26 protein-coding genes are annotated in these 26,081 nt (G+C 60.0%); 18 read left to right on the top strand and 8 right to left on the bottom strand.

Going from position 1 to position 26,081, the window contains the following annotated elements:
* Window positions 1-3 precede the first annotated feature (3 nt).
* From rfbB to ACLH0H_RS07630, 7 genes are read left to right on the top strand one after another with little or no spacing between them, the layout of a single operon-like run.
* On the top strand, window positions 4-1,086 hold the full coding sequence (rfbB, locus tag ACLH0H_RS07600; RefSeq protein WP_411382385.1) for a dTDP-glucose 4,6-dehydratase: 1,083 nt from the start codon (window positions 4-6) through the stop codon (window positions 1,084-1,086).
* Window positions 1,083-1,973 carry a glucose-1-phosphate thymidylyltransferase RfbA gene (gene rfbA, locus ACLH0H_RS07605; RefSeq protein ID WP_411381556.1) on the top strand — a complete coding sequence of 297 codons (891 nt, stop codon included), beginning with the start codon at window positions 1,083-1,085 and terminating at the stop codon, window positions 1,971-1,973. The genes rfbB and rfbA overlap by 4 nt, the downstream gene beginning before the upstream one ends.
* The gene (gene rfbC, locus ACLH0H_RS07610; RefSeq protein ID WP_411381557.1) at window positions 1,954-2,499 is read left to right on the top strand and encodes a dTDP-4-dehydrorhamnose 3,5-epimerase; all 546 of its coding nucleotides are present in this window, start codon (window positions 1,954-1,956) and stop codon (window positions 2,497-2,499) included. The genes rfbA and rfbC overlap by 20 nt, the downstream gene beginning before the upstream one ends.
* Window positions 2,496-3,377, top strand: a complete 882-nt coding sequence (gene rfbD / locus ACLH0H_RS07615; protein WP_411381558.1) for a dTDP-4-dehydrorhamnose reductase — start codon at window positions 2,496-2,498, stop codon at window positions 3,375-3,377. Before rfbC ends, rfbD begins: the two co-directional genes overlap by 4 nt.
* Window positions 3,378-3,413: 36 nt before the next feature.
* A complete protein-coding gene (locus ACLH0H_RS07620; RefSeq protein ID WP_411381559.1) occupies window positions 3,414-5,222 on the top strand; it encodes an ATP-binding protein in 1,809 nt (602 codons plus the stop codon).
* The gene (locus ACLH0H_RS07625; protein ID WP_411381560.1) at window positions 5,219-6,592 is read left to right on the top strand and encodes a sigma-54-dependent transcriptional regulator; all 1,374 of its coding nucleotides are present in this window, start codon (window positions 5,219-5,221) and stop codon (window positions 6,590-6,592) included. Before ACLH0H_RS07620 ends, ACLH0H_RS07625 begins: the two co-directional genes overlap by 4 nt.
* Window positions 6,593-6,615: 23 nt before the next feature.
* Window positions 6,616-7,071 (top strand): YiiD C-terminal domain-containing protein, encoded by a 456-nt coding sequence (locus ACLH0H_RS07630; protein WP_411382386.1) that lies wholly within the window; start codon window positions 6,616-6,618, stop codon window positions 7,069-7,071.
* A 127-nt stretch (window positions 7,072-7,198) separates the two neighbouring features.
* Here ACLH0H_RS07630 and cysQ read toward each other — a convergent pair whose 3' ends face one another.
* Together cysQ and nudE are read right to left on the bottom strand one after the other, a co-directional pair.
* Window positions 7,199-8,035, bottom strand: a complete 837-nt coding sequence (gene cysQ, locus ACLH0H_RS07635) for a 3'(2'),5'-bisphosphate nucleotidase CysQ (RefSeq protein ID WP_411381561.1) — start codon at window positions 8,033-8,035, stop codon at window positions 7,199-7,201.
* A complete protein-coding gene (gene nudE, locus ACLH0H_RS07640; protein WP_076951606.1) occupies window positions 8,032-8,598 on the bottom strand; it encodes an ADP compounds hydrolase NudE in 567 nt (188 codons plus the stop codon). Before nudE ends, cysQ begins: the two co-directional genes overlap by 4 nt.
* A gap of 87 nt (window positions 8,599-8,685) precedes the next feature.
* On the opposite strand from nudE, the gene yrfG reads away from it, so the two are divergent.
* Window positions 8,686-9,348 (top strand): GMP/IMP nucleotidase, encoded by a 663-nt coding sequence (yrfG, locus tag ACLH0H_RS07645; RefSeq protein WP_411381562.1) that lies wholly within the window; start codon window positions 8,686-8,688, stop codon window positions 9,346-9,348.
* A 109-nt stretch (window positions 9,349-9,457) separates the two neighbouring features.
* Here yrfG and lysM read toward each other — a convergent pair whose 3' ends face one another.
* Window positions 9,458-9,898, bottom strand: coding sequence for a peptidoglycan-binding protein LysM (gene lysM / locus ACLH0H_RS07650; RefSeq protein ID WP_169378981.1), 441 nt, complete (start codon window positions 9,896-9,898; stop codon window positions 9,458-9,460).
* Window positions 9,899-10,030: 132 nt separating this feature from the next.
* Between lysM and ACLH0H_RS07655 the strand changes: the two genes are divergently transcribed.
* From ACLH0H_RS07655 to ACLH0H_RS07670, 4 genes are all read left to right on the top strand, one after another.
* A complete protein-coding gene (locus ACLH0H_RS07655) occupies window positions 10,031-10,918 on the top strand; it encodes a LysR family transcriptional regulator (RefSeq protein WP_411381563.1) in 888 nt (295 codons plus the stop codon).
* A gap of 97 nt (window positions 10,919-11,015) precedes the next feature.
* Entirely contained in the window at window positions 11,016-11,855 is an 840-nt protein-coding gene (gene fdhD / locus ACLH0H_RS07660; protein ID WP_411381564.1) for a formate dehydrogenase accessory sulfurtransferase FdhD, read from the top strand.
* The gene (locus ACLH0H_RS07665) at window positions 11,852-14,200 is read left to right on the top strand and encodes an FdhF/YdeP family oxidoreductase (protein WP_411381565.1); all 2,349 of its coding nucleotides are present in this window, start codon (window positions 11,852-11,854) and stop codon (window positions 14,198-14,200) included. Before fdhD ends, ACLH0H_RS07665 begins: the two co-directional genes overlap by 4 nt.
* A 205-nt stretch (window positions 14,201-14,405) precedes the next feature.
* Entirely contained in the window at window positions 14,406-14,885 is a 480-nt protein-coding gene (locus ACLH0H_RS07670; RefSeq protein ID WP_411381566.1) for a glycine zipper domain-containing protein, read from the top strand.
* Window positions 14,886-15,034: 149 nt separating this feature from the next.
* Here ACLH0H_RS07670 and ACLH0H_RS07675 read toward each other — a convergent pair whose 3' ends face one another.
* Both ACLH0H_RS07675 and ACLH0H_RS07680 read right to left on the bottom strand, forming a co-directional pair.
* Window positions 15,035-15,466 (bottom strand): acyl-CoA thioesterase, encoded by a 432-nt coding sequence (locus ACLH0H_RS07675; protein WP_411381567.1) that lies wholly within the window; start codon window positions 15,464-15,466, stop codon window positions 15,035-15,037.
* 23 nt (window positions 15,467-15,489) lie between these two features.
* Window positions 15,490-17,427: an ATP-dependent DNA helicase RecQ gene (locus tag ACLH0H_RS07680; protein ID WP_411381568.1), complete on the bottom strand. Its 1,938-nt coding sequence runs from the start codon at window positions 17,425-17,427 to the stop codon at window positions 15,490-15,492.
* A 163-nt stretch (window positions 17,428-17,590) separates the two neighbouring features.
* Between ACLH0H_RS07680 and ACLH0H_RS07685 the strand changes: the two genes are divergently transcribed.
* Window positions 17,591-18,640 (top strand): S8 family peptidase, encoded by a 1,050-nt coding sequence (locus ACLH0H_RS07685; RefSeq protein ID WP_411381569.1) that lies wholly within the window; start codon window positions 17,591-17,593, stop codon window positions 18,638-18,640.
* A 64-nt stretch (window positions 18,641-18,704) separates the two neighbouring features.
* Here ACLH0H_RS07685 and ACLH0H_RS07690 read toward each other — a convergent pair whose 3' ends face one another.
* A complete protein-coding gene (locus ACLH0H_RS07690) occupies window positions 18,705-19,880 on the bottom strand; it encodes a tetratricopeptide repeat protein (protein WP_411381570.1) in 1,176 nt (391 codons plus the stop codon).
* A 49-nt stretch (window positions 19,881-19,929) separates the two neighbouring features.
* Here ACLH0H_RS07690 and ACLH0H_RS07695 point away from each other — a divergent pair, with 49 nt between their 5' ends.
* The 5 genes from ACLH0H_RS07695 to ACLH0H_RS07715 all read left to right on the top strand — a co-directional run bounded on the left by ACLH0H_RS07695 (window position 19,930) and on the right by ACLH0H_RS07715 (window position 23,342).
* Complete coding sequence (locus ACLH0H_RS07695; protein ID WP_411381571.1) at window positions 19,930-20,319, top strand: YhfG family protein; 390 nt, start codon at window positions 19,930-19,932, stop codon at window positions 20,317-20,319.
* 294 nt (window positions 20,320-20,613) lie between these two features.
* Complete coding sequence (locus ACLH0H_RS07700) at window positions 20,614-20,934, top strand: hypothetical protein (protein WP_411381572.1); 321 nt, start codon at window positions 20,614-20,616, stop codon at window positions 20,932-20,934.
* 261 nt (window positions 20,935-21,195) lie between these two features.
* On the top strand, window positions 21,196-21,678 hold the full coding sequence (locus ACLH0H_RS07705) for a hypothetical protein (RefSeq protein WP_411381573.1): 483 nt from the start codon (window positions 21,196-21,198) through the stop codon (window positions 21,676-21,678).
* A complete protein-coding gene (locus ACLH0H_RS07710) occupies window positions 21,668-22,309 on the top strand; it encodes a DUF1493 family protein (RefSeq protein ID WP_411381574.1) in 642 nt (213 codons plus the stop codon). Before ACLH0H_RS07705 ends, ACLH0H_RS07710 begins: the two co-directional genes overlap by 11 nt.
* 169 nt (window positions 22,310-22,478) lie before the next feature.
* Entirely contained in the window at window positions 22,479-23,342 is an 864-nt protein-coding gene (locus tag ACLH0H_RS07715; protein ID WP_411381575.1) for an EamA family transporter, read from the top strand.
* 57 nt (window positions 23,343-23,399) lie between these two features.
* On the opposite strand, the gene ACLH0H_RS07720 is transcribed toward ACLH0H_RS07715, so the two are convergent.
* Together ACLH0H_RS07720 and hslO are read right to left on the bottom strand one after the other, a co-directional pair.
* Window positions 23,400-24,941 (bottom strand): phosphoenolpyruvate carboxykinase, encoded by a 1,542-nt coding sequence (locus ACLH0H_RS07720; protein ID WP_169378992.1) that lies wholly within the window; start codon window positions 24,939-24,941, stop codon window positions 23,400-23,402.
* A gap of 179 nt (window positions 24,942-25,120) precedes the next feature.
* The gene (gene hslO / locus ACLH0H_RS07725; RefSeq protein ID WP_411381576.1) at window positions 25,121-26,023 is read right to left on the bottom strand and encodes an Hsp33 family molecular chaperone HslO; all 903 of its coding nucleotides are present in this window, start codon (window positions 26,021-26,023) and stop codon (window positions 25,121-25,123) included.
* Between the last annotated feature and the right edge of the window lie 58 nt (window positions 26,024-26,081).

Raw genomic sequence — 26,081 nt, forward strand, 5'->3', positions numbered from 1 at the left:
GACATGCGCATTCTCATCACCGGTGGCGCCGGTTTTATCGGCTCCGCCCTGATCCGTCACCTGATTCAACACACCGAGCACGAAGTGCTCAACCTGGACAAGCTCACTTATGCGGGCAACTTGGAATCGCTGGCCAGCATCGCGACCAACAGCCGGTATGAGTTCGTCCAGGCCGATATCATCGACCAGGCTACCGTCAGCGCCGTAATGGCGCGCTTCGAGCCCCAGGCGATCATGCATCTGGCGGCAGAGTCCCATGTCGACCGCTCGATTGACGGTCCGTCGGATTTTATCCAAACCAATATCGTCGGCACCTACAGCCTGCTGGAAGCCGCCCGGGCCTATTGGCATAAGCTGGCAGAGCCTGCCAAGAGCGCATTTCGCTTCCATCACATATCGACCGACGAAGTGTATGGCGACCTGCATGGCGTGGACGACCTGTTCACTGAAACCACGCCATACGCGCCCAGCTCACCCTATTCAGCCAGCAAGGCTGCGTCCGACCACTTGGTGCGCGCATGGCAGCGCACTTACGGCTTGCCGATATTGCTGACCAACTGTTCAAACAACTACGGGCCGTTCCACTTCCCCGAGAAGTTGATTCCGCTGGTGATCCTGAACGCTCTCGCGGGCAAGCCGTTACCGGTCTATGGTGATGGTTTGCAAGTCCGTGACTGGCTGTTCGTGGAAGACCATGCCCGCGCACTGCTTAAAGTTGTAACCGAGGGTGTAGTCGGCGAAACCTATAATATCGGCGGCCACAATGAGCAGAAAAACATCGACGTTGTACATGGCATCTGCGGCCTGCTGGAAGAATTGGCACCACAACGTCCGTCCGGTGTCGAAAAATTTACCGACCTGATCACCTTCGTCAAGGATCGGCCGGGGCATGATCAGCGCTATGCGATCGACGCCAGCAAGATTGAACGTGAGCTAGGCTGGGTTCCTGAGGAAACTTTCGAAACCGGGCTGCGCAAGACTGTGCAGTGGTACCTCGATAACCTGGAATGGTGCCGCAGGGTCCAGGACGGCAGTTATCAAGGTGAACGATTGGGCAACACCGACATGAAGGATCTGATTGCATGAAAGGAATCGTATTGGCGGGCGGCTCAGGCACGCGCTTGCACCCTATTACCCTGGGCGTGTCCAAGCAATTGCTGCCGGTGTATGACAAGCCGATGATCTACTACCCGATTTCGGTGCTGATGCTGGCGGGGATCAAGGACATTCTGGTCATTTCCACCCCGGTGGATTTGCCGCAGTACCGCAACTTGCTTGGGGATGGGAGCCAGTTTGGCGTCCGATTCAGCTATGCGGAGCAGCCGACTCCGGATGGCCTGGCCCAAGCATTCATAATTGGTGAGAAATTTATCGGCAATGATCCGGTGTGTCTGATCCTGGGCGATAACATTTTTCATGGTCAGCACTTTGGCGAACAACTGCGTGAGGCTGCGAAACGCCCGTCCGGCGCGACGGTATTCGGTTACTGGGTCAAGGACCCGGAGCGTTTTGGCGTGATTGACTTCGACCAAGAGGGACGGGCTCTCTCCATCGAAGAGAAGCCTCTCAATCCGAAGTCACCTTATGCAGTAACCGGTCTGTACTTCTACGACAACGACGTAATCGATATCGCCAAAGCAGTCAAACCTTCGCACCGGGGCGAGCTGGAGATTACAGACATTAACAATGCCTACCTCAAGCGCGGCGATCTCCATGTGGAGCGGTTCGGCCGGGGCTTCGCCTGGCTCGATACAGGCACCCACGATAGCTTGCTGGAGGCCTCGCTTTATGTGCAAACCATCGAACATCGCCAAGGCCTGAAAGTGGCGTGCCTGGAGGAAATTGCCTACCAGAACCGCTGGATTGACCGTAAGTATTTGCTGGAGCGCGCCAAATATTTTGGCAAGACCGGCTATGGTCAATACTTGTTCACCCTCGCAGGGGATAATCCATATGAATGTATCCGCCACTGAGTTGCCCGGTGTATTGATCATCGAGCCGAAGGTTTTTGGCGATGAACGCGGTTTTTTCTATGAGAGTTTCAATGCCCGGGACTTTGCCAAAGCCACCGGGCTGCAACAGCAATTTGTGCAGGACAATCACTCACGCTCGCAACAAGGCGTGTTGAGAGGCCTGCATTATCAAGTCGAGCACGCCCAGGGCAAGCTGGTGCGTGTTACCGCTGGTGAAGTGCTGGATGTAGCTGTGGATATCCGTCGCAGCTCACCGGCATTTGGCAAATGGGCCGGAGTGCGGCTGTCGGCGAACAATAGTCGCCAGCTGTGGATCCCCCCTGGGTTCGCCCATGGTTTTGTAGTGCTCAGCGAGTACGCCGAGTTTCTCTACAAAACGACCGATTACTACACACCTGCTGCCGAACGCTGTATTCGCTGGGACGATCCGGAGCTCAATATTGATTGGCAGCTCAACGGTGTCCCTACCTTATCCGCCAAGGATCAACACGGTAAAAGCCTCAGAGACGCGGATCTGTTTCCATGACGGCACACTTGAAAGTCCTCATCATCGGCCAACACGGCCAACTCTCCCGGGAACTGCAACAACGCCTCCAAGGCCTGGGCGAACTCATCGTGCTGGGCCGTGACCGACTCGACCTGGCCGACCCCGACCAGATCCGCCAGCAGATTCGCTCCCACCGCCCCGACCTGATCATCAACGCTGCCGCTCATACTGCTGTCGATCAAGCCGAAAGCGAGCCTGACCTGGCGTTTGCGATCAATGCCATTGGCCCCGGCGTGCTCGCCGAAGAAGCCAAAGCCCTGGGTATCCCGCTGATCCACTACTCCACCGACTACGTGTTCGACGGCAGCAAGCCGGCGCCCTACACCGAAGCCGACGCGCCGAACCCGCTGGGCGTCTATGGCCAGAGCAAACTGGCGGGCGAACAAGCGATTGCGGCCGTGGGCGGCGCGTACCTGATCCTGCGCACCAGTTGGGTCTACGCCAGCCACGGCAAGAACTTCCTGCTGACCATGCAACGTCTGCTGCAGGAGAAGCCGCAGATGCGCATCGTCGCCGACCAGATCGGCGCGCCGACCTGGGCCGGCAGCATCGCTGACAGCACGCGTGGGTTGATCGAGCGCTGGCGCGCCGGCGAACCGGGGCCATGGGGTGTCTATCACCTGACCGCCCAAGGCGAAACCTCGTGGTTCGGGTTTGCCACGGCCATCGGCGAGCATCTGCGCCAGCAGGGCAAAGCCTGCGCCGAGTTGGAGCCGATCCCCTCCAGCGCCTACCCGACGCCCGCCCAGCGCCCACTAAACTCGCGCCTCGATTGCAGTCGTCTGCAGCAGCAATGGCACGTCAGCCAACCGCAGTGGCAAGACGCATTGCGCGAGTGTCTTGCAGGGCAGCACTAGGCATAATGCGCCTGTACCCACAGGCGCCCGATTCCCATGACTCCACCCCTCCCACGTAGACCCCGCTGGCGCAGCCTCGCCCTGTTGGCGTTGTGCCTGGCACCGCTGCTGTGGCCGCTGGAGCACCTGGCCGAGCGCTATTACCGCAGCGAACTGGCCGGCCAGAACCGCCAGACCCTCGATCTGTACGTCGCCAACCTGCTCGGCACCCTGCACCGCTATGAAGTGTTGCCGCAAATTCTCGGCGACTTGCCGGCCCTGCGCACCGCACTGGATGCGCCTCAGGTCAGCACAAACCTGGTCAACGCCAACCTGCTGCTCAAGGACGTCGCCGCCCAGGCCGGGGTTGAGGTGATGTACCTGATGGACACCCATGGCAAGACTCTCGCCGCGTCCAATTGGGATAAACAAGACAGCTTCGTCGGGCGCAATTTCTCGTTCCGACCTTATTTCAGCGAAGCCATGGCCGGGCGCTTGGGGCGGTTTTTCGGGTTGGGCACCACCTCGGCCAAGCGTGGCTATTTCTTCGCCGCCGCCGTGCGCGATGGCGATACGATCATCGGCGTGCTGGTGGTCAAGGTCGACCTGGACCATACCGAAAGCCTGTGGGGCAACACCCCGGAACAATTGCTGGTCACCGACCATAACGGCGTCGTGATTCTCACCTCGCGCCCGCAATGGCGATTCCGCGCCACCCGGCCGCTGACCGCCGAAGAACGCCGCGCCATCATCGCCATCCAGCCCTACCCGACGCGCGACCCGCAACCATTGAGCCTGAGCAGCAGCGCCTGGCTACGTCAATCCACGGCCATCGCCGAGACCGGCTGGAACGTGGAGATCCTTGCGCCGCGCTCGCTGATCAACCGTCCGGTTCGCACGGTGGTGGCCGTGGGCGGCGCCACGCTGCTGGTGGTGATGCTGTTGCTGGGACTGATGATGCAACGCCGCCGTCATTACCTGGAGCGTATCGCCTTCGAAGCCAAGGCGCGCCGCGAGCTGGAAGCCCGGGTGGCCGAGCGAACCAGTGACCTGGAAGGCCTCAACCGCCGCCTGAAACAGGAGGTGCTGGAGCGCGAACACGCTCAGCAGGAACTGGTACGCGCCCAGGACGACTTGGTGCAGGCGGGCAAATTATCGGCGCTGGGCACCATGTCGGCGAGTATCAGCCACGAACTCAACCAGCCGTTGGCGGCGATTCGCAGCTATGCGGAAAACGCCGAGATCCTGCTCGACCACGAGCGCACCACGGATGCCCGGGGCAACCTCAAGCTGATCAGCGAACTGACGGGACGCATGGCCTCGATCATCGCTCACCTGCGCGCCTTCGCTCGCCGCGATCGGCATGCGCCGGAGAGCGTGGCCCTGCAACCGGCGCTGGACGATGCGCTGGCGTTGCTGGCCAAGCGACGCCGGTCAATGGAGGTGGAGCTGATCCGCGACTTGCCCGAGGCGACCCTTTGGGTGCAGGCCGGCGAAACCCGCTTGCGCCAGGTACTCGGCAACCTGCTGGCCAACGCCCTCGACGCTCTGACCGAAAAAGGCCCGCCGCGTAAACTCTGGCTGAGTGCCCAAACCACCGAGCAGGGCGTCAACCTGTACATTCGCGACAACGGCCCGGGCTTTTGCATGGAAGCCCTGGGCCGCGCCAGCGAGCCGTTCTACACCACCAAGACCCGCACCCAGGGCCTGGGGTTGGGGCTGGCGATTTGTGACACCCTGATGCGCGCGTTTGGCGGCGAATTGCTGTTTGCCAACCACAAGGAAGGTGGCGCGCTGTTAACCTTGAAATTGCGTGCCGGCTCGCCGGGCGTCAGTCTGCAACCGTCCGAGGACCGCAGTGTATGAGTATCGATAACCAGATCCAGGTGGTGTTGATCGACGACGATCCGCACTTGCGTCAGGCCCTGTGCCAGACCCTGGACCTGGCCGGCCTGAAAGTCCTCACCCTGGGCGAAGCCAGCGGCCTGACCGCGCGCCTGTCGCGGGATTGGCCGGGCGTGGTGGTCAGCGACATTCGCATGCCCGGCATGGACGGCCTGGAGCTGCTGGCCGAACTGCATGGCCAGGACCCGGACCTGCCGGTGCTGCTGATCACCGGCCACGGGGACGTGCCACTGGCGGTGCAGGCCATGCGCGCCGGGGCCTATGACTTCCTGGAAAAACCGTTCGCCAGCGACGCCCTGCTCGACAGCGTGCGCCGCGCCCTGGCCCTGCGCCGCCTGGTACTGGACAACCGCAGCCTGCGCCTGGCGCTCAGCGACCGCCAGCAACTGAGTACGCGGCTGGTGGGCCACTCGCCACAGATGCTGCGCCTGCGCGAACAGATCGGTGCCCTGGCCGCAACCCGCGCCGATGTGCTGATCCTCGGTGAAACCGGCGCCGGCAAAGAAGTCGTCGCCCGCGCCCTGCATGACCTGTCAAGCCGACGCAGCGGGCCTTTCGTGGCGATCAACGCCGGGGCCTTGGCCGAATCCGTGGTCGAAAGCGAGCTGTTCGGCCATGAGCCGGGCGCGTTTACCGGTGCGCAGAAACGCCGTATCGGCAAATTCGAGTTCGCCAACGGTGGCACGCTGTTCCTGGATGAAATCGAAAGCATGAGCCTGGATGTACAGGTCAAGCTGTTGCGCCTGCTGCAGGAGCGGGTGGTGGAGCGCCTGGGCGGCAATCAGTTGATCCCCCTGGATATCCGCATCATCGCCGCGACAAAGGAAGACTTGCGCCAGGCCGCCGACCAGGGCCGCTTCCGCGCCGACTTGTATTACCGCCTAAACGTCGCACCGTTGCGCATTCCACCGCTGCGCGAGCGCGGCGAGGATGCGCTCATGCTGTTTCAGCACTTCGCCGATGAAGCCAGCAGCCGCCACGGCCTGCCGCTGCATGAACTGCAGCCGGGCCAGCGCGCGCTGCTGCTGCGCCACAGCTGGCCGGGTAATGTGCGCGAATTGCAGAACGCCGCCGAACGCTTCGCCCTGGGCCTGGAACTGGCCTTGGATGCTACGCCGGATAATCCGTTGGCTGGTGTGCTGACGTCCACGCCGGGCGGTCTGAGCGAACAGGTCGAACAGTTCGAAAAGAGCCTGATCGCCGCCGAGCTGACCCGCCCCCACAGTTCCATGCGCAGCCTGGCCGAAGCCTTGGGCGTACCGCGCAAGACGCTGCATGACAAACTGCGCAAGCATGGCCTGAACTTCGCCAACCAAAGCGACGACGAATGACCGCTCCCACCCAAGAGGCCACCATGAGCCGCGACAGCCGTTACCTGGAATCCATCCTGCACCACGACATCCCCCTCACCCGGGAAATGGGCCTCAAGGTACTTGGCTGGCACCACGGCCAATTGCAGTTGCACCTGCCCTTGCACGCCAATATCAACCACAAGAGCACCATGTTCGGCGGCAGCCTGTATTGCGGCGCGGTGCTGGCGGGTTGGGGCTGGCTGCATTTGCAGCTGCGCGAAGAGGGTATTGAAGACGGACATATCGTGATTCAGGAGGGGCAGATCAGTTATCCACTGCCGGTGACGCGGGATGCCACGGTGGTATGCCAGGCGCCGGAAGAAAAGGTGTGGAAGCGGTTCGTGGCGACCTACAAACGCTATGGCCGTGCGCGATTGATGCTGGAGACGTGGGTCGTGAATGAGGACAGTGAGCAACGAGCGGTGACGTTTACCGGCCAGTACGTCCTGCACCGCTAGCCGCCACCACACAAAAAACATTGTGGGAGCTGGCTTGCCTGCGATAGCGGTCTGACAGTCACCATTTCAGCGACTGATCCACCGCTATCGCAGGCAAGCCAGCTCCCACAGGAAGTTTATGTCGGTCTCAGGATCGCGCCAGGCTCAGCAACCTTTCACGCCACACCGCCTTCGCCGGCAACGCCAAAAAGAACGGGTTCAACAACGATTCCCGCGCCGGGTAGCTGAACGGCTCGCCGCTCAGCTCCAACACTTCGCCGCCTGCCCCTTCCAGCACGCCCTGAGCTGCCGCAGTGTCCCATTGTGAAGTCGGCGCCAGACGCGGATAACAATCCGCACTGCCCTCGGCCAACAGGCAGAACTTCAAGGAACTGCCGATATTGGCCAGTTTCAACGCGCCCAGGCTCTCGCTCAGGCCATCGAGCAAACGTTCCTGCTCAGGGCTGGTATGCCGACGACTGGCCACCACGGTAAACGACTCGCCGGCGGCGGGTGCTTCGCGCACTTGAATCTGCTGGGGCGCTTGATTCACATCGGAGCGCCAGGCACCCAAGCCCGCGCCACCAAAGTAGCAGCGACCACTGGTGGGCATCGAGACCACGCCGAACACCACGCGGCCCTGCTCGATCAGGGCGATGTTGACGGTAAATTCTTCGCTGCCGGCGATAAATTCCTTGGTGCCGTCCAACGGGTCCACCAGCCACCAGCGTTGCCAGCCGGCGCGCACGCTCTGATCAATGTCGGCGTCTTCCTCGGACAGCACCGGAATGCTCGGGTCCAGCGCGGTCAGGCCCGCCAGGATCAGGTGATGCGCGGCCAGGTCGGCCGCCGTCACCGGCGAATCGTCCGCCTTGGAGGTCACGGCCACATCGGCGCGCCAGTAAGGCAATATTGCTTCGCCGGCCTGGCGTGCCAGTTCGATCACAGGGGCTATAAACGGGTGGCCCAGAAACAATTCGCTCATGCGCTAAACGCTCCTCGCTGGATCAACAGGTCTCGTACCAGGTACAGCGCGGCCAGGGCACGGCCTTCGCTGAATTGCGCGTTTTGCGCGAGCATCGACAGCTCGCGCAGGTTCACCCGCTCCACACGCATCGGCTCAGGCTCATCGCCTTCAAGGCGTTCTTCGTAGAGGTCGGTGGCCAGTACCACCTGGATTTTCTGGCTCATGTAGCCAGGCGACAGCGAAAGCTCAGTGAGGTGCTCCAACTGCCGCGCGCCGTAGCCGGCTTCTTCCTTGAGCTCGCGGTTCGCCGCCGCCAGCACATCCTCGCCAGGTTCGATCAGGCCTTTTGGCAGGGACACTTCATATTCGTCGGTACCGCCGCAGTACTCTTCCACCAGCAATGCATGGTCCGCATCGATCATCGCCACGATCATCACCGCGCCGTAGCCTGCACCGCGGCCCACCAGGCGCTCGTAGGTCCGTTCAACGCCATTGGAAAAGCGCAGTTGCACTTGCTCCACGCGGAACAAACGGCTACTGGCGACTATTTCGCGGGCGAGGACGGTGGGTTTCTGGCGCATAAGCGGCTCCTTGGCGTGATCGGGTTACTATACCGTGGCTTTTCCGATTGTCTGTGTCGGATATCTTTACTTACATGAGAACACCCCATGCCCTCTTTGCCCTGGCACGCCATCGATACCGTCCTGCTGGACATGGACGGCACCCTGCTCGACCTGCATTACGACAACCATTTCTGGATGGAACACCTGCCCCAGCGTTACGCCGAGTTGCACGGGGTAAGCCGCGCCATGGCCGAGCTGGAGTTGCAACCGCTGTTCGAGCGTAACGCCGGACAGTTGCAATGGTATTGCCTGGACTTCTGGAGCACGGAACTGAACATCCCGGTGCGCGAACTCAAGCTGGAGACCGCCCACCTGATCGCCCTGCGCCCCGACGCCGATACGTTTCTGGCGGCGATCAAACGCGCCGGCAAGCGCGTGATCCTGATCACCAACGCTCATCGTGATTCGCTGTCATTGAAACTGGAACGCATTGAACTGGCGCCGTATTTCGAACGGTTGATCAGCTCCCACGATTACGGTTTTGCCAAGGAAAACCCGCAGTTCTGGGACGCCCTGCAAGCCGACATCGGCTTCGATCCGGCGCGCAGCCTGTTTATCGACGACACCTTGCCGATTTTGCGCAGCGCTCGGGATTTTGGTGTGGGGCATTTGCTGGCGGTGAAAGAACCGGATAGCAAGAAGGGGCCGAAGGACACAGCTGAATTCGCAGCGGTTGGTGATTACCGAGATCTCATTGTCGGACTCTAACCCAATGTGGGAGCGGGCTTGCTCGCGAAAGCAGTGTGTCAGTCAATATATTGGGTGACTGATCCACCGCTTTCGCGAGCAAGCCCGCTCCCACATTCAGGCCTTCGTATTACTTGGGAATACGCAGCGTCTGGCCTGGATAGATCTTGTCCGGATGGGACAACAGCGGCTTGTTCGCCTCGAAAATCTTGTTATACAGATTGGCGTTACCGTACACCGAGAGAGAAATAGCACTCAGCGTATCGCCCTTTTTCACTACTACAAAAGTCGCAGCCTCCACAGCCGGGCCCGTTACAGTGATCTGATCATCCACACTGGCCACACCAGCGATATTGCCCAGCGCCAGCAGAATCTTCTCTTTCTCTTCCTGGGTGGCGACTTCACCGGTGACGGTGACCTTGTCGCCCTCTACGGTGGTCTGCACATTCGGATTACCCAGACCCACTTTGGCCACGTGTTCCTTCAACTGCTCACTGGCGTTCGCATTGCCCGGCGTCAGCAGGTCGATCAATTTCTCGCCGGCTTCCTTAACAAAGCTTAAAAGACTCATGGTGCGCTCTCCTTAGTAGTTGATTTCCAGTTGCCCAAGACTAGACCAGTCTTGTCAACTTGGGTTCCAGCCCGGCCAAAGACCCAAACGCGCTAGAATCCCCCCGCCATTGGAATAAGCCCTGGAGCGAAGATGGACATCAAACAGCTGAAATTCCTCATCGCCCTCGACGAAACACGTCATTTCGGCCAGGCGGCGGCGCGCTGCCATATCACCCAGCCCACGTTGTCCATGCGTCTGCGCAGCCTTGAAGAAGAACTTGATCTCCCTTTGGTCAATCGCGGCCAGCGCTTCGAGGGCTTTACCGCCCCCGGCGAACGGGTACTGGCGTGGGCACGAACGGTGCTGGCGGCCTATGACGGCTTGCAGGCCGAGGCGGCGGCGTGTCGTGGCAATCTGGTAGGTACGTTGCGTCTGGGCGTGGTGCCGCTGTCAAGTTTCGATCCTTTGGCGCTGATGCAGCAGTTGCATAAAGAGCACCCCAGCCTGCGTTTCGAGCTGTCGGCCCTCAGTTCCGAGCAGATTCTGGAGCAGCTGGCGAGCAATCGACTGGACCTGGGCGTGTCCTATCTGGAACGCCTGGACAGCGAGCGCTTCGACTCGCTGGCCCTGGGCGAAACGCGCATGGGTCTGCTCTACGACCAGCGCTTCTTCAGCTTCGGTGACAAGCCGCTGAGCTGGGAAGCGTTGATCGAATTGCCCCTGGGCATGCTCACCAGCGGCATGCACTTTCGCCAATCCATCGACCATAACTTCCACAGCCGCGGCCTCCACCCGCAGCCGCTGCTGCAGACCGATGCCGTCCATCAGTTGCTGCAAGCGGTTCACGGTGGCCTATGCTGCGCGGTGATGCCGCTGGATGGAGGCCTGGACGCCCTCACCGAGCACTTGCGCCTGCAACCCATTGAAAACGCCCAGACCCTTGCCCGCCTGGGGCTGATCATGCGTCGCAGCGCTCCGCGCTCGGCGCTGGCGGAAGCCTGTTTTGCGCTGTATGAGAAATTGCAAAGCGCGCCTTGATCGACGTCATCTATCGGTAGATCAGTACTGGCAATTAGACGCGACGCTTTGTCGCGCCTAGTCTAAACACTGATCAATCCGTCGGTGGTATTGCCCCATGAACGCCAAGCGCCCAACCTGCGCGGCGCCCGCTGTTGAAACGCCTGCGCCCGCCGCCAGCCAGAGCTACCAATATTGCAGTCTCGATCTCTCAGAATCCGCCAGCACAGCCTTGGCGGAAGAAGTGGCGTTGGCAATTGCCTATAACGACATCAGCCAGGCGGTGATGTTGGTGACGCCGACGGACCTTGAAGATTTTATTGTCGGCTTCAGCCTCGGCAGCGGAATTATTGCCGACGTCAGCGACATCTATGATCTCCAACTCAGTGGCGCGGGCTCTGCCCAGTACGCCCAGGTGCAGATTTCCAGCCGTGCGTTCTGGAACCTAAAGCAGCAACGCCGCCAACTGGCCGGCACCAGCGGCTGTGGCCTGTGCGGCGTGGAAGCGGTGCAGCAAGCATTGCCAGACCTTGAGGTATTGCCCGGCGCTCCGTTGCCTCCGGCGCAGTGGCTGGACGGCCTGCGCCAGCGCATCAGCGCGTTCCAACCCCTTGGCCAGCACAGCGGCGCCGTGCATGCGGCCGTCTTTATGAACGGTCAGGGGGAATTATTACTGGGCCGCGAAGACATCGGTCGGCACAACGCCCTGGATAAATTGATCGGCGCACTGATCCGCCAACAGATCCCGACCGAAGGCGGCCTGGCGATTGTCACCAGCCGTTGCAGCCTCGAATTGATCCAGAAAGTCCTGCGCGCGGGCATCCAGACCCTGGTCAGCCTGTCGTCGCCCACCGGCCTGGCCCTGCAATGGGCGCGCCGGCATAACCTCAATCTCATCCACCTGCCGCAGAAAAGTGCGCCGCGGGTCTACAGCCCCGCGATGGAGAACCAGCCGTGAGCAATCATCATCAAGCCGACCAAACCCCGACCCCGCGCTACAAGCCCTACAAAGGCCCGGCTGGCGGCTGGGGCGCGCTGATCAGCGTGGCGCAAGCCTGGCTGACCAGTGACAACGCGCTGAAAAACCTGCGCATGATGCTCAAGACCAACCAGAACGGCGGCTTCGACTGCCCGGGCTGCGCCTGGGGCGACTCGCCGGAAAGCGGCATGGTCAAGTTCTGCGAAAACGGCGCGAAGGCGGTGAACTGGGAAGCCACCAAGCGCCGCGTGGATGCGGCGTTCTTCGCCAAACACAGCGTCACCGCCCTGATTGCACAGAGCGACTATTGGTTGGAATACCAGGGTCGCCTGACCGAGCCAATGCGCTACGACGCCGAAACCGACCACTACACGCCCATCAGCTGGGATGCGGCGTTCGACCTGATCGGCAAGCACCTCAACGCCCTGCCCAGCCCGGACATGGCCGAGTTCTACACCTCGGGCCGCGCCAGCAACGAAGCGGCGTACCTGTATCAGCTGTTCGTGCGTGCCTTCGGCACCAACAATTTCCCGGACTGCTCGAACATGTGCCACGAGGCCAGCGGCGTGGCCCTGGCGCAAAGCGTGGGCGTCGGCAAAGGCACCGTGACCTTTGATGACTTCGAACACGCCGACGCGATTTTCGTCTGGGGCCAGAACCCCGGCACCAACCACCCACGCATGCTCGAACCGCTGCGCGAAGCCGTCAAGCGTGGTGCCCAGGTGGTGTGCATCAACCCGCTGAAAGAGCGCGGCCTGGAACGCTTCCAGCATCCGCAGCATCCGCTGGAAATGCTCACTAACGGTGACAAGCCGACCAACACCGCGTACTTCCGCCCAGCATTGGGTGGCGACATGGCCATCCTGCGCGGTATGGCCAAGTTCCTGCTGCTGTGGGAACGCCAGGCCCAGGCCGAAGGCAAAGAGGCCGTGTTCGACCACGACTTCCTCAATGAACACACCGTCAACGTCCTCGACTACCTGGGCCAGATCGACGACACCTCGTGGGATGAAATCGTCGCGCAGTCCGGCCTGACCCTGGTCGAGATCGAGCAAGCGGCGCGCATGTACGCCAAAGGCAAGAACGTAATCATGTGTTGGGCGATGGGCATCACCCAGCATCGTCACTCGGTGCCGACCATCCAGGAAATCGCCAACCTGATGCTGCTGCGCGGCAACATCGGCCGCCCAGGCGCCGGCCTGTGCCCGGTGCGTGGCCACAGTAACGTGCAGGGCGACCGCACCATGGGCATCAACGAACGCCCACCGGTGGCCTTCCTTGATTCCCTGGAGCGCCGCTTCCAGTTCCAGGTGCCGCGCACCAACGGTCACAACGTGGTGGAAGCGATTCACGCCATGCTCGAGGGTCGCTCCAAGGTGTTTATCGGCCTGGGCGGCAACTTCGCCCAAGCCACGCCGGACAGCACGCGCACCTTCGAAGCGCTGCGCAACTGCGACCTGACCGTGCAGATCAGCACCAAGCTCAACCGCAGCCACCTGATGCACGGCAAAGACGCGCTGATCCTGCCGTGCCTGGGCCGTACCGACATTGATATCCAGGCCGACGGCCCGCAAGCGGTGACGGTGGAAGACTCGTTCAGCATGGTCCACGGCTCCAACGGCCAACTGCAGCCGCTGTCGAAGCTGATGAAATCCGAGCCTGCGATCCTGGCCGGCATCGCCGCCGCGACTTTGGGCAGCAAACCGGTGGATTGGAACTGGCTGGTTGCCGATTACAGCCGCATTCGCGACCTGATCGCCGACACCATTCCGGGCTTCAAGGACTTCAACGAGAAAATCAAAAACCCAGGCGGCTTCTACCTGGGCAACTCCGCGGGTGCGCGCCGCTGGAACACGCCGTCGGGCCGCGCCAACTTCCGCCCCAATATCCTGCCCAAGGATTTGATCCACGAACGCACCCACGCCACGGGCCGCGTGCCGGACCTGATCATGCAATCGATGCGCTCCCACGATCAGTACAACACCACCATTTATGGCCTGGACGACCGCTACCGTGGGGTCAAGGGCCAGCGTGACGTGCTGTTCGTCAACGAAGCGGACATTATCCGCCTGGGCTTCAAGCCGGGGCAGAAGGCCGACATCGTGTCGCTGTGGGAAGACGGTCGTGAGCGCCGGGTGAAGGGCTTCACCTTGCTGGCATTTGATATCCCGGCGGGGCAGGCGGCGGCTTATTACCCGGAGGTGAACCCATTGGTGCCGCTGGAAAGCACCGGGGATGGCAGCCATACGCCGACGTCGAAGTTCGTGGCAATTCGCCTGGAAGCGGCGAGTGACAATGGCTTGATCATGGCCCGTTCGGCCTGACGGAAATCCGGGCACAAAAAAGGCCGCTTTTGCATAAAAGCGGCCGTTCCGAAGTAGATAAAGACTGGCCAAATCGACTTAAGTTCCTTAGCCAAAACAGTAAGTTAGCGAATTGTGTACAAGTCGTGCTACTGGTCGGATTTCTATTGTCACAATCTCGACACAGCCTCAGGATCGCGCCGTCATCCCCTTGAGGTTTCCCTTAATGAAGTTCTCCTCGATTCTCTTGTTGTCCCTTGGCCTGGTCAGTGGCGCAGCCATGGCCGGTGGCACCACCGAAGCCGGTGTAGGCGGCGCATTGGGCGGGGTAATTGGCTCGGTTGTCGGCCAGCAGATCGGCGGCAACACCGGCTCGGCCATCGGCGCAGCCCTGGGCGGCGCGGGCGGCAGTGCGGTGGGTGCGGACAAACGTAGCCGTGGCGAAGCCGCCATTGGCGGCGCATTGGGCGCGGCGGGCGGCAACGTGGTAGGCCGCAGCATGGGCGGTAACACCGGCAGCCTGATCGGCGCGGCCGCCGGCGGTGGTGCGGGTGGTGCGCTGGGCAATTACATGGGCAACAAGAGCGATGACGACGATCGCCGTTATCGTGGGCGTGACGACCGCCGCTACTACCGCGATGATCACCCAGGCCGCGGGCATGCCTATGGGCATCGCAAGAACAAGCATCACTACCGTCACCGGTAAGCTCACGACTTAACGAACACTGCATGACCCCTGTGGGAGCGGGCTTGCTCGCGAAAGCGGAGTGCCAGTCGCTGGATAAGCTGGCTGGCCCACCGCTTTCGCGAGCAAGCCCGCTCCCACATTCGGTCCGAGGTGTTTGTGGGATCGGGTCACACCACCAACCGCTGCAACGCCTCGCGCAACTGGCCCGCAATCGCCACCGGCCGGTTCGACCCTCGATCCACAAACACATGCACAAAACGTCCCGCCGCGCAGGCCTCTTCCTCGCCGGCCTTGAACACCGCCAATTCATACTGCACTGAACTGTTGCCCAACTTGCCCACCCGCAGGCCGATTTCGATGCGCTCGGGGAAAGCGATCGACGCGAAATAATCGCACGCCGAACTCACCACAAACCCCACTACTTCACCGTCATGGATATCCAGCCCGCCTTGTTCGATCAGGTAGGTATTCACCGCCGTGTCGAAGAAGCTGTAGTAGGTCACGTTGTTCACATGGCCATACACGTCGTTATCGTGCCAGCGCGTGATGATCGGCTGGAAGTGAGGGTAATCGGCACGTTGTGGCACTGAGTCAGGCATGGGCACCTCGGATGAAAGTGGGTTTACAGATCATTCAGATGGGCCTCGGCCCATTCGCGTACCTCGGCGTAGGGGTAGTCTTCCAGCACGGCGAAACCGGGAATGCCGCGCGCCTTCAACTTGGTGAACAACGGCACGCTGATACCGCCCAGAAATCGCGTCAGGCGTTCGGCGCCGGGCAACTCGCCGTTGTGCTCATGATGCCTGTGGATAAAATCACCGCACAGTGCCATAAAGTTTTTATCCACAAGCGGCGGCAGGCTCGGCGGCGGCGGCAAGCGCGCCACTTGCCCATGGCACACCGAGCAATGCCCGCAACGCTTGGGGGCATTTTCATCGCCAAAATATTGCGCAAGACGTTGCCCCAGGCAGTGCTCGGTGGCGAACAGATCAAGCATCGCGTGAATGCGCGCCACTTCCGTCACCTCGTGTTGCTTGAAGCCTGTGTATAACTCGGTGCTTAACACCTGTGCATCGAAGTCGGTATTCAGCAGGCTGTAAACCTCAGTCATCTGCTTGCTTTCCAGTTCGATCAGGCCCTGCTCCTGAAAGTAATCCAGCGCTTTTACCACTCGGTTGCGCTCGGCATTGTGCTGCTGATATAGCGCATCGAAATCCACCGTTGCCCAGGTTTTTGCGCGCTTGCACACTTGGATGATCGCCGCGACAAATTGCTGCCGCTCGCCGGAGAAACGGGCGAGCAAGGCCTCGGGTTCCACAAGGTACTTGAAGCGGTATTCGGCATAAAACGCGTAGCGCGGCGCGATCACGCCCTTGAGCTCCAACTGCACCAGCAGCGTTTTCAAGGGCAGTTCGCGAATATTGCTGTGGTCCGACAAAGACCTGAGCAAAAACTCCCACTGGCCCTCGCTCCGCGCAGCTTGCAACTCCTCCAGCACACGGCGAATACCTTCCTGCTCAGGCGTGTCGCCGTAGACAAAGTTTTCCAGCACATTGAGGCTGTCGCGGTTGGCCAGCACCAGACAGTCAGACGGCTGCCCATCCCGTCCCGCACGACCGATTTCCTGGCTGTAGTTTTCGATGGATTTGGGCAGGTCGAAGTGCACCACATTGCGGATGTCACTTTTATCGATGCCCATGCCAAACGCGATGGTGGCCACGATGCAATTGGAGCGCCCACTCATGAAGCGCTGCTGGATACCCTCGCGTTTGTTGTGGGGCAGCCCGGCGTGATAGGCCTCGGCCTGGATGCCATTGCGGTTCAAGTGCTCGGCAATCTGCTCGGCGGTTTTTTGCAGGGTGACGTAGACGATGCTGGGCTGGTTGGCCCGCTCGTTCATCCATTGCACCAGGCGCCGTCGCTTGTCCGCCCCACTGACCGGTTCGACCAGCAGGTTCAGGTTGGGCCGGTAGAAGCCCGTGGTGACGACATCGTCCGGCGCAATGGCGAACTTCGCCTGCATGTCGGCAATCACCTTGGGTGTCGCCGTAGCCGTCAACAGCAACGCCTGCGGGATATTGAACTGGCGTTGGTAGTCCGGCAGCTTCAGATAGTCCGGGCGGAAGTTGTGGCCCCACTCGGAAATACAGTGCGCCTCGTCCACCACCAGCAACGAGATCTGCACGCTTTGCAGGAAGTTTCGAAAGCGCTCGTTCTTCAAGCGCTCCACCGAAATCATAAGGATCTTCAGCTCACCGGAACGCGCGAGCGCCATCACGTCATTGGCGTCCTCTCGGCTCTGGGCCGAATCGATACTGCCTGCGCAAATACCGTGACGCTGCAAAAAGCCAAGCTGGTCCTGCATCAACGCCAACAGCGGCGACACTACCAGTGTCAGGTGCGGCAGCAGTACGGCGGAAAGTTGATAACACAGGGATTTACCCGACCCGGTCGGAAAAATGGCCGCCGCCGAACGACCGGCCAGCACGGCGCTGACCGTTTGTTCCTGGCCCAAACGAAACTGTGGATAACCAAAGACCTGCTGGAGGGTGTCGTGCATGGGCTGTCACTCCGTTGACCGCTGAAGGAATCAAAAACATAGATCAGCAATCGAAAAAAGGTCTTGGATAAACGCTACAAACTGATACAGAGAAAACCAGCACGTCCGCGCAAAAACGAAGACAGTAGCACGCTTGATCACTTACCCCGACAAGGAGTCGTACATGCCTCGCTGCTCGCTGTTTTCACTGCAACGCCTCATGGTTTTCTCATTGCCGTGGTTATTACTGGGCTGTGCCACCGCCCCGGTCCCTACCTCTACCGAGCCAGACACACGCCGGTTTGAAACCCCTGAATACCTCGCGCAAAAAGCCCTGCCCATCGTCAACGCGTCGTCTGTATACGCACGGGGAGGCACCGGCCAGGGAGTGAGCGTGGCGCTCATCGACTCGGGTCTCAACCACAGCCTGCCAGAGTTTTACGGGCGTGTGGCCGATCCGGGGTACGACTTTGTGAGACAACAGCAGGGCACCGTTGATATCAAAGGTCATGGCACCCAGATGGCCGGTATCCTCGCCGCGAACAAAAACGATCAGGGCATCCACGGCATTGCCTTCAACGCGCAACTCATTCCCATGCGGTTCGGGGACGACAAGGAACCCTTTTATTTCGACAGTGAAATCGCTCAGGCATGGAACCTTGCGTACGCCAAAGGCGCACGCATCTTCAGCAACTCATGGGCCAACCCCATAGAAGCCAATACCAACGAAGTTTCCATTTATGAACGGTTGATGGGCGACTCATTGGAGGTGGCCAAAAACCTGGTGGCCGCAGGTTCCGTATTCGTCTTTTCCACTGGCAATGAAGTCAAGCGTGAACCCCTTGCCGAACCTGGTCTTCCGGCGCTGGTGCCCGAACTGGAGAAAGGCTGGATAGCCGTCATGGCGCTCAAGAGCGACGGTACCGCCATCAATCTCAAATCCAATTATTGCGGCCTCGCGGCACGTTGGTGCATCGCGGTACCCGGCGGCGACGGCGGGGCGGGGTTGTTGACGACCAACAAGGACGGCAGCTACGGGCCAACAGCGGGCACCTCGCCAGCCGCCGCCTTGGTCAGTGGCGCCCTGGCTGCGTTACAGAGTCGCTTTCCCGAAATGACGCCGCAACAAGTGCGTGAACGCCTGCTCAGCACGGCTAATCGAACGGGGATCTATGCTGACAGCGAAGCCTACGGACGAGGCTTGATGGACCTGGACGCGGCTTCGCGCCGGTAGCCATTCACCAAACAGACAACGCGCCACTGGCGCGCGTTGTCGGTAGCACGTTTGCCACTGTCTATCAGCGGTTCTGCACTCGCTCAATTGCCGTGTCATACACCGGATTGGCCTTTTGTTCCTTGGCCAACTGGTAGTGACGCAACGCATCGGCGAACTGCCCCGCCGCTTCGTAGATGCGCGCGATGTTGTAGTAGGCGCCAGCCCGTACGGTCGCGGCATTCGCGCCGGTCGCCAGGGCGATGGCCTTGCGGTTGGCCCAGATCGACTCGGCGGTATTGCCCGCCTTCTGATACGCCAGGCCCAGGTTGCCGTAGGCCTTGCCGAATCCATTGTCCAGCTCGATGGCCTGGCGGAACAGGTCGATGGCCTGGTCAAGGTTCCCCGCCTGGTACGCCGCTTCGCCTTGAACGTTCAGACGTTTCGCATCGGTTTGGGCCGAAGAGCTGACCGCGACAGCGGTCACCGCAACACTGTCATCCAGTAACGGTTTGACTTCATTGAGCACATTCGCGGCATCCACCGTCACGCCGTTGAAGGTGTTGATGTCCTGGAAGTCGCCACTGCCGGTCATGCGGAACACGGTCCACAGGTTACCGCTGCGGTTTTTCGGCACGTAGTAGGTACGCACCAGGGACTGGCCCATGTACACGAACACCTTGGCTTCGCTGTTGGACAGTTGGCGCGAACCTGGATTGTCACCGTTGCTGTAGTCATGCACGGCGTAGACGTAGCTTTCGCCGTAGTGCTTCTTCTGCAGGGTGATGGTTTCCGGGCCGTAGCTGTCGGTGTCATCCACGTCCAGTTCGGCGTCGTCGCCCTTTTGACTATCGAAGTAGATGTTGTTACCGGGGAAAATCATATGGGAGTCGAGGTCTGCCGGGGTTTTGCCCCAGCTCAGCACCACGCGCAGGCCGTCGAGGTTTTCCATCACCGGGCTGATGGCGTAGGTCATGCCTTTGCACGGGCACTTCACCACCAGGTTGGAGTAGCCGGGCTTCTTGATGATCAGCAGGCTGGTTGCATCATCTGCGGCTTCGCTGGTGAGGGTCACCTGACCCTGGGCATTGGTGCGGCCCACTACGTTCTGTGCGCCGTTACGTTGCAACAGCACTTCGGCGTCGGCGATTTTCTGGTCCTTGACCACCGCACTGAGCACCTCGATCGGCAATTGCTCGGCCTGGACCGAAAAAGCCACCGCACACAATGACATCGCTGAAGCGATACGCAGCAAACCCATGCTCAACTCCCTTTAAGTAGTGGGCGGAATCGCCCTACAAGATTTTGCGGTGAAACATACGCTGAATTCGGAGCTCTGGCGGTTTTTTTATAAAGAATGTGACGTGGTTATAGCGAACACTGGCTGCACGATGAAACCAGCCTTTGTTTTGGAGACCTGCGCCGTGGAAGAGATGACGTTTAAGCAGAAACAGGCTTACTACAAGCAGATACAACGCTCCAACTATCTCGCCAGCTTGCGTCTGGCAGGCTTCGACACCAAACCGTCCGATGTCGACAGTGCGCTGCCAACCCGAGCCACGGTCCTTGCCAGGTACCTGCGTTGCGGACTCGAAACCTCCATCAGCGCGCGGCTTGAACCCCAGGGATTGGTGACGCAGAGCGTCACGGGATGCATTCCCACGCAGGAGCGTGGGAATGATCGGAGTAGCGAGCACTGATCACCCGCAGTTAAACCATCTGTTTATTGCCCAAGAACACACTCACTTCTAAGGTTCGTTCCGTCGCTGCCAAATCAGCGGCCGGGTTTGGTCACCCAGAAAACAGCACACATAAGTGCCATTGTTTGTTCTGCGAACGTCTATCGTCTCGCATTGCAGTGCTATGGCGGCTGTGTGGGGGACGTCTTCGGACGTGCCGGTGCTGTTTCCGGTTGGCCAACCCGCGCACAGTCCGCCACCCACCGTTTGGCCACGGTGATGTCGGTTACTTAACAGCAAACCGAGTACCTTCACATGCAAATACCTGAAACGATGGACCGCTATCGTCAGCTACGCACCAACTTCACCGACACCCACCCACTTCTCATCGACACCGAAGCCAAAGCCGAAGACATCCAGTCTGCCGCCCACCAACGCATCCGCGCAGCCACGGACTTGCTCGAAACATTCTCCTGCCTGACCTTCGAACACGCCGACCTCAAAGACATTTCCCACATTATCAATGCCTTGTACATGCTCGTTCAGGACGGCTGTGATTTGCTGGAAGCCGCGCAACACGTTCAGCTGCAACCGGCGCCCGACAATCCAACACAAACTAACCAGACACACAGCTAACCCTGTGGGAGCTGGCTTGCCTGCGATAGCGGAGCATCAGGCGACATGTTCATACCTGATCCTCCGTCATCGTGGGCAAGCCAGGCTCCCACATTTGCCAGTTCAGCCTTCCAAATCAGCATCAAGCCGTAAAACTGTAAGAAGCCGCCAAACGGCGCGTCGTCCATTTCTGAAACAGCCTAAAACACTCGTCTAGCCCTCTACAAATACCAGTTTTCCTGGCCGAGACTAGACCCCCTTCAACTGCCCCGACAAAAAACCGTGAATATCGAAAGGACTCAATATATCGCCCACTATGGCATCACTTTCACGGTGCTTCGACTCACCGTGATGCCAAACAATCGACAAGAGCTAGCCACTCTTTGCTTACTGGAAGCAAAAGCATCAGCGATAGAGGTCCGCTTGCGACTTCAGAGGTTGTACGAAAAGATGCTCGCCCGAGACCTACCTTGCGTCATGACAGTGGTCGTTTCAAAGCCATTGACCAGGAAGCAGGCAGATAGCTTGAACAATCGAAACAACCTCATCAAAGAAATCATTTCTGGTGCAGTTGCAGCCCCTGTCGGGACCATATCCAGCAAAGCAGAATCGATAGTCGAGAATGCTGTCAGCGATTTGATTTCTCGCGCGCTTCGAAACTTTCATAGCGCAGACATCATCATTGGCCTGGATGCTCAGGTCAGTGGTGGCATAGGCCCGCAGCGCTCAAGCGTCTCAATGCATGTGTACTCAGATGAACCTTAATCAATGGCTTTACCTACAAGCTGCGCTGTTATTCGCTCTCCATCTACTGCTGTATTACAAAATCACTGACTGCACGTTAAGAAGGCGTTTCGCAATTACCTTCATCGTAACGGGACTGGCTCTGTTGGTCTGGCTGCCCTACGTCGCCATTATCCTGAACATCCAGCTCCTTCCCTTGGCCCTGTTCTTGATAGGCTTGGCACTCTTCATCAGCCGAAACAAATACCGCCTAAAGCGCAACAGCCCCCCCCACCCACTCCTGCGTGCCCCCACCATGAACCTCACCCCCGACTTCCCCCAAGACCCCGTCATGCAGCAACTCCTGCAACTGTTGCACGAAGAAATCGGCCTGCCGAAACACAAGACCCTTCGCCTGCAGACCTCGCTGAACTTCGACCTCGGGTGCGATGGCGCTGAGGCCAAGCAAATGATGGAAGCGCTGGAGCAGGAATTTGCACTCGACCTGGGGGACTTCGACACCTATCGTTACTTCAACCCACCGGTGTTTGATGTGTTTCTCAAACGTAGGGCCAAGGGGCGCGGCGAAAAAGTGCCGCTGACCATTGGAATGCTCTACCTGGCGATCAAGACGCACAGCTGGGATACGCAGACGCTGGAAAACCTGAGCTGAGCGAATACAGATTTCGAACTCACTAAAGGCCAAATGTGGGAGCGGGCTTGCTCGCGAATGCGGAGTATCAGTCGCCGAAAAGGTTGGCTGACGCACCGCATTCGCGAGCCCGCTCCCACATTTTGAAGCTGCGCTAACCTGGCCAGCCGCGTACACAATAAGGACTGACATGGACGTAACAATGGGCCTGCTGGCCGCCCTGCTCTGGGGCGGCACGGACTTTCTGGTGGGCCTCAACGCCCGCGCCGTGGGCGTTAAACGCGCGGTTTATTTCGGACAGGCGCTCGGCTTTCTGATCATGACCCTGCTGCTGGTCATCCTCCCCAGCTTCCTGTTCAAATCCCTCGATGCGCCGCTGAGCGTATGGCTGCTGGGCATCGCTGCCGCCCTGCTCACCGTCTCCGGCGCCCTCGCCCTGTCCAAGGCCTTCGCCCTCGGCAAAGCCGCCATTGTCGCGCCGCTGGTAACGTCCTACGGCGTAGTCACCACATTGCTGTCCTGGGCCAGCGGCGAACACATCGGTTTGACCCAACTGGGCTGCATCGCCCTGTGCATGATCGGCGTAATCCTCTCCAGCCTCCACAAGGACAACGGCGTACCTCACAACAACCCACGCCTGTCCATCGCCTACGCCATGCTCGCCTCGCTGCTTTATGGCACCAGCTTCTGGCTGCAAGGGCGCTACACCCTGCCGGCGCTGGGGCCGATCACTATGTTGTGGTTGGGTTACCTGGTGGGCCTGTGCGTGCTGGTGGTGATGGTGTTGAAGATCAAGGACGGCCTGAAGATCCCGCCGCTGAAAAACTGCGCAACATTGACGAGCGCCAGCTTGATGAACCTGGGCGGTTTTTCGGCCTTTTCGTGGGGGGCGATGACAGGGTCGGTGGCAGTGGTGACAGTGATCAGTACGCTGTCGGGTGGAATTGCAGCGATTATGGGGTTTGTATTTTTCAAGGAGCGCCTGTCGGCGGTGCAAGTGCTGGGAGTCGTGCTGGTGCTGCTCGGCGCCGTGGTCTTACACGTCGCCAATTAAGTTGCCGAGCACAAAAAAGCCGCCTGCAAGAGGCGGCTTTCTCACAACGCTCGAACCTTACAACTTAGGCCCAGCAGCCTTGATCGCCTCACTCACTTCAAACTTCTTGAAGTTCTCGATGAACAACCCGGCCAGCGCCTTCGCCGCTTCATCGTAGGCAGCCTTGTCGGCCCAGGTGTTACGTGGGTTCAACAGACCCGTCTCAACGCCCGGCACAGCCAATGGTACGTCCAGATTGATGGTATCAAGGTGCTCGGTCTCGGCACCGATCAACGCGCCGCTCTGGATCGCTGCGATCACGCCGCGGGTAGTCGGGATGTTGAAGCGTTTGCCAACGCCGTAGCCGCCGCCGGTCCAGCCGGTGTTGACCAGGTAGACCTTGGAGCCGAAGCCGCGGATGCGCTTGATCAGCAGCTCGGCGTATTCGCCGGCCGGGCGTGGGAAGAACGGTGCGCCGAAGCAGGTGGAGAAGGTCGACTTGATGCCGCCGCCGGAACCCATTTCGGTCGAGCCCACCAGTGCGGTGTAGCCGGACAGGAAGTGGTAGGCCGCTTGTTCTTCGCTGAGGATCGACACGGGCGGCAGTACGCCAGTCAGGTCGCAGGTCAGGAAGATCACCGCGTTTGGCTCGCCGCCCAGGTTCTTCTCGGAACGCTTGGCAACGTGCTCCAGCGGGTAGGCGGCGCGGCTGTTCTGGGTCAGGCTGACATTGGTGTAGTCGGCGTGCCCGGCCTCGTCGATGACGACGTTTTCCAGCACGGCGCCGTGCTTGATGGCTTTCCAGATGACGGGTTCGTTCTTCTCGGACAGGTCGATGCACTTGGCATAGCAACCGCCTTCAATGTTGAACACCACGCCTTCGCCCCAGCCGTGTTCATCGTCACCGATCAGGTAACGGCTTTCATCAGCGGACAGGGTGGTTTTGCCGGTGCCCGACAGGCCGAAGAACAGGGTCACGTCGCCGGCTTCGCCGATGTTGGCGGCGCAGTGCATCGGCAGTACGTCGGAGGCCGGCAGCAGGAAGTTCTGCACCGAGAACATGGCTTTTTTCATTTCACCGGCGTAACGCATGCCGGCGATCAGCACTTTTTTCTGGGCGAAGTTGAGAATCACGCAACCGTCGGAGTTGGTGCCGTCACGCTCTGGCACGCACTCGAAGTTGGCGACGTTGAGCACTTGCCACTCTTCACGACCGGCCGGGTTGTACTGGGCCGGGTTGATGAACAGGCAGCGACCGAACAGGTTCTGCCAGGCGGTCTGGGTGGTCATTTTCACGGCCAGGTAGTGGTCTTCGGAAGCCCCTACGTGAACATGGGAAACGAAGTGCTCTTGCGCATTGTTGAACGCTTCTACACGGCTCCACAGGGCATCGAACTTGTCGGCCGGGAACTTGCGGTTGATCGGGCCCCATGCGATTGCGTCCTGGGTAGTCGGCTCTTCGACGATGAAGCGGTCGACCGGCGAACGACCGGTGCGGTGACCGGTTTCTACGACCAGCGCGCCAGTATCGGCAAGCACGCCTTCACCGCGCTGCAGGGCTTCTTTGACCAGATCGTCAACACTCAGATCGGTGTATACGGCGTTATTGGCTTGCGTCATGAGGTTCCCCGTCGGCCTGTGGCCGAGTGCTCCAAACGTTTTGTAGTAGAAAGTTGCACACTACTACCGCGAAAAAAGTGGGCCGGATTATGCCAGAAAAGCCCAAAAAGAGTAGGGCCCTCCCGTCAGAACGCCTCTAATCCGGCATTTGGCAGGTGATTTACCTGTGCTTAAACGTTTTAGTGGCGGGTGTCGGAAGGGGTGTCGATGCCTGCGCCAGCGAACAATTGGGCTACATCGGCCGCGTCGAACAGGTAGCGCTGGTTGCAGAACTGGCAGTCGATCTCGATGTGACCACCGTGTTCAATGACCAACTCCTGCGCATCTTCCAGGCCCAGGCTGACCAGGGCATTGGCAGAACGCTCGCGCGAGCAGCTGCAATTGAAGCGCAGACCCTGCTCGTCAAACAGGCGCACAGCCTCCTCGTGATACAGGCGATGCAGAATGGTTTCGTTGTCCAGGCCCAGCAGTTCTTCGGCGGTCAGGGTACCGGCCAGGGCGGTCAGCTTGCGCCAGCTATCGGTGCGCTCATCGTCGTCCTTGATGCGGTCGGCCGGCAATTGTTGCAGCAGCAGGCCGCGGGCGCGCTTGCCGTCGGCGTTGAGCCAGAACTTGGTGCCGACTTGCTGGGACATCACAAAATAGTTGGTGAAGCAGTCCGACAGGGTCTCGCCGTCGAGGTCGACGATGCCCTGGTAGCGCTGGCCTTCCGTCGGGTCGACCGTGATTGCCAGCACACCGTCGGCCATCAGGTCGGCCAGAGTAGCGTCAGGTGCGATCCGCTCGGCGTCGTAACGGGCCAGGCCACGGATTTCACGCTCGCTGGAGCACTCGATCATCAGCATCGGCACCGGGCCTTCGGACCGCGCCTGCAGGATCAGCAAACCGTCGAATTTCATCGTGCCTACCAGCAACGCAGCCGCGGCCATCAGCTCACCGAGCAGTTGCGCGACCGGCTCCGGATAGGCGTGCTTGGCGAGGACTTCGGCATAGCTGCGCTCCAGGGAGACGAGTTCGCCGCGGGCGTCGTTCTCGTCGAAGATGAAGCGTTGGGTGAAGTCGGTGTCCGGTAGATCAGTCATAGGTCTGGGTATCTGAATTGATGACAAAATGATTACAAGGTTTATAGAATTAAACGCT

It is taken from the genome of Pseudomonas sp. MPB26, from assembly GCF_046605355.1.
Classification (GTDB): Bacteria; Pseudomonadota; Gammaproteobacteria; order Pseudomonadales; family Pseudomonadaceae; genus Aquipseudomonas; species Aquipseudomonas cedrina.

What these genes read in the sequence shown, in the direction of transcription:
- rfbB (WP_411382385.1), top strand. Translation starts at nt 4, where the DNA reads ATGCGCATTCTCATCACCGGTGGCGCCGGTTTTATCGGCTCCGCCCTG.
- rfbA (WP_411381556.1), top strand. Translation starts at nt 1,083, where the DNA reads ATGAAAGGAATCGTATTGGCGGGCGGCTCAGGCACGCGCTTGCACCCT.
- rfbC (WP_411381557.1), top strand. Translation starts at nt 1,954, where the DNA reads ATGAATGTATCCGCCACTGAGTTGCCCGGTGTATTGATCATCGAGCCG.
- rfbD (WP_411381558.1), top strand. Translation starts at nt 2,496, where the DNA reads ATGACGGCACACTTGAAAGTCCTCATCATCGGCCAACACGGCCAACTC.
- ACLH0H_RS07620 (WP_411381559.1), top strand. Translation starts at nt 3,414, where the DNA reads ATGACTCCACCCCTCCCACGTAGACCCCGCTGGCGCAGCCTCGCCCTG.
- ACLH0H_RS07625 (WP_411381560.1), top strand. Translation starts at nt 5,219, where the DNA reads ATGAGTATCGATAACCAGATCCAGGTGGTGTTGATCGACGACGATCCG.
- ACLH0H_RS07630 (WP_411382386.1), top strand. Translation starts at nt 6,616, where the DNA reads ATGAGCCGCGACAGCCGTTACCTGGAATCCATCCTGCACCACGACATC.
- cysQ (WP_411381561.1), bottom strand. Translation starts at nt 8,035, where the DNA reads ATGAGCGAATTGTTTCTGGGCCACCCGTTTATAGCCCCTGTGATCGAA.
- nudE (WP_076951606.1), bottom strand. Translation starts at nt 8,598, where the DNA reads ATGCGCCAGAAACCCACCGTCCTCGCCCGCGAAATAGTCGCCAGTAGC.
- yrfG (WP_411381562.1), top strand. Translation starts at nt 8,686, where the DNA reads ATGCCCTCTTTGCCCTGGCACGCCATCGATACCGTCCTGCTGGACATG.
- lysM (WP_169378981.1), bottom strand. Translation starts at nt 9,898, where the DNA reads ATGAGTCTTTTAAGCTTTGTTAAGGAAGCCGGCGAGAAATTGATCGAC.
- ACLH0H_RS07655 (WP_411381563.1), top strand. Translation starts at nt 10,031, where the DNA reads ATGGACATCAAACAGCTGAAATTCCTCATCGCCCTCGACGAAACACGT.
- fdhD (WP_411381564.1), top strand. Translation starts at nt 11,016, where the DNA reads ATGAACGCCAAGCGCCCAACCTGCGCGGCGCCCGCTGTTGAAACGCCT.
- ACLH0H_RS07670 (WP_411381566.1), top strand. Translation starts at nt 14,406, where the DNA reads ATGAAGTTCTCCTCGATTCTCTTGTTGTCCCTTGGCCTGGTCAGTGGC.
- ACLH0H_RS07675 (WP_411381567.1), bottom strand. Translation starts at nt 15,466, where the DNA reads ATGCCTGACTCAGTGCCACAACGTGCCGATTACCCTCACTTCCAGCCG.
- ACLH0H_RS07680 (WP_411381568.1), bottom strand. Translation starts at nt 17,427, where the DNA reads ATGCACGACACCCTCCAGCAGGTCTTTGGTTATCCACAGTTTCGTTTG.
- ACLH0H_RS07685 (WP_411381569.1), top strand. Translation starts at nt 17,591, where the DNA reads ATGCCTCGCTGCTCGCTGTTTTCACTGCAACGCCTCATGGTTTTCTCA.
- ACLH0H_RS07690 (WP_411381570.1), bottom strand. Translation starts at nt 19,880, where the DNA reads ATGGGTTTGCTGCGTATCGCTTCAGCGATGTCATTGTGTGCGGTGGCT.
- ACLH0H_RS07700 (WP_411381572.1), top strand. Translation starts at nt 20,614, where the DNA reads ATGCAAATACCTGAAACGATGGACCGCTATCGTCAGCTACGCACCAAC.
- ACLH0H_RS07710 (WP_411381574.1), top strand. Translation starts at nt 21,668, where the DNA reads ATGAACCTTAATCAATGGCTTTACCTACAAGCTGCGCTGTTATTCGCT.
- ACLH0H_RS07715 (WP_411381575.1), top strand. Translation starts at nt 22,479, where the DNA reads ATGGACGTAACAATGGGCCTGCTGGCCGCCCTGCTCTGGGGCGGCACG.
- ACLH0H_RS07720 (WP_169378992.1), bottom strand. Translation starts at nt 24,941, where the DNA reads ATGACGCAAGCCAATAACGCCGTATACACCGATCTGAGTGTTGACGAT.
- hslO (WP_411381576.1), bottom strand. Translation starts at nt 26,023, where the DNA reads ATGACTGATCTACCGGACACCGACTTCACCCAACGCTTCATCTTCGAC.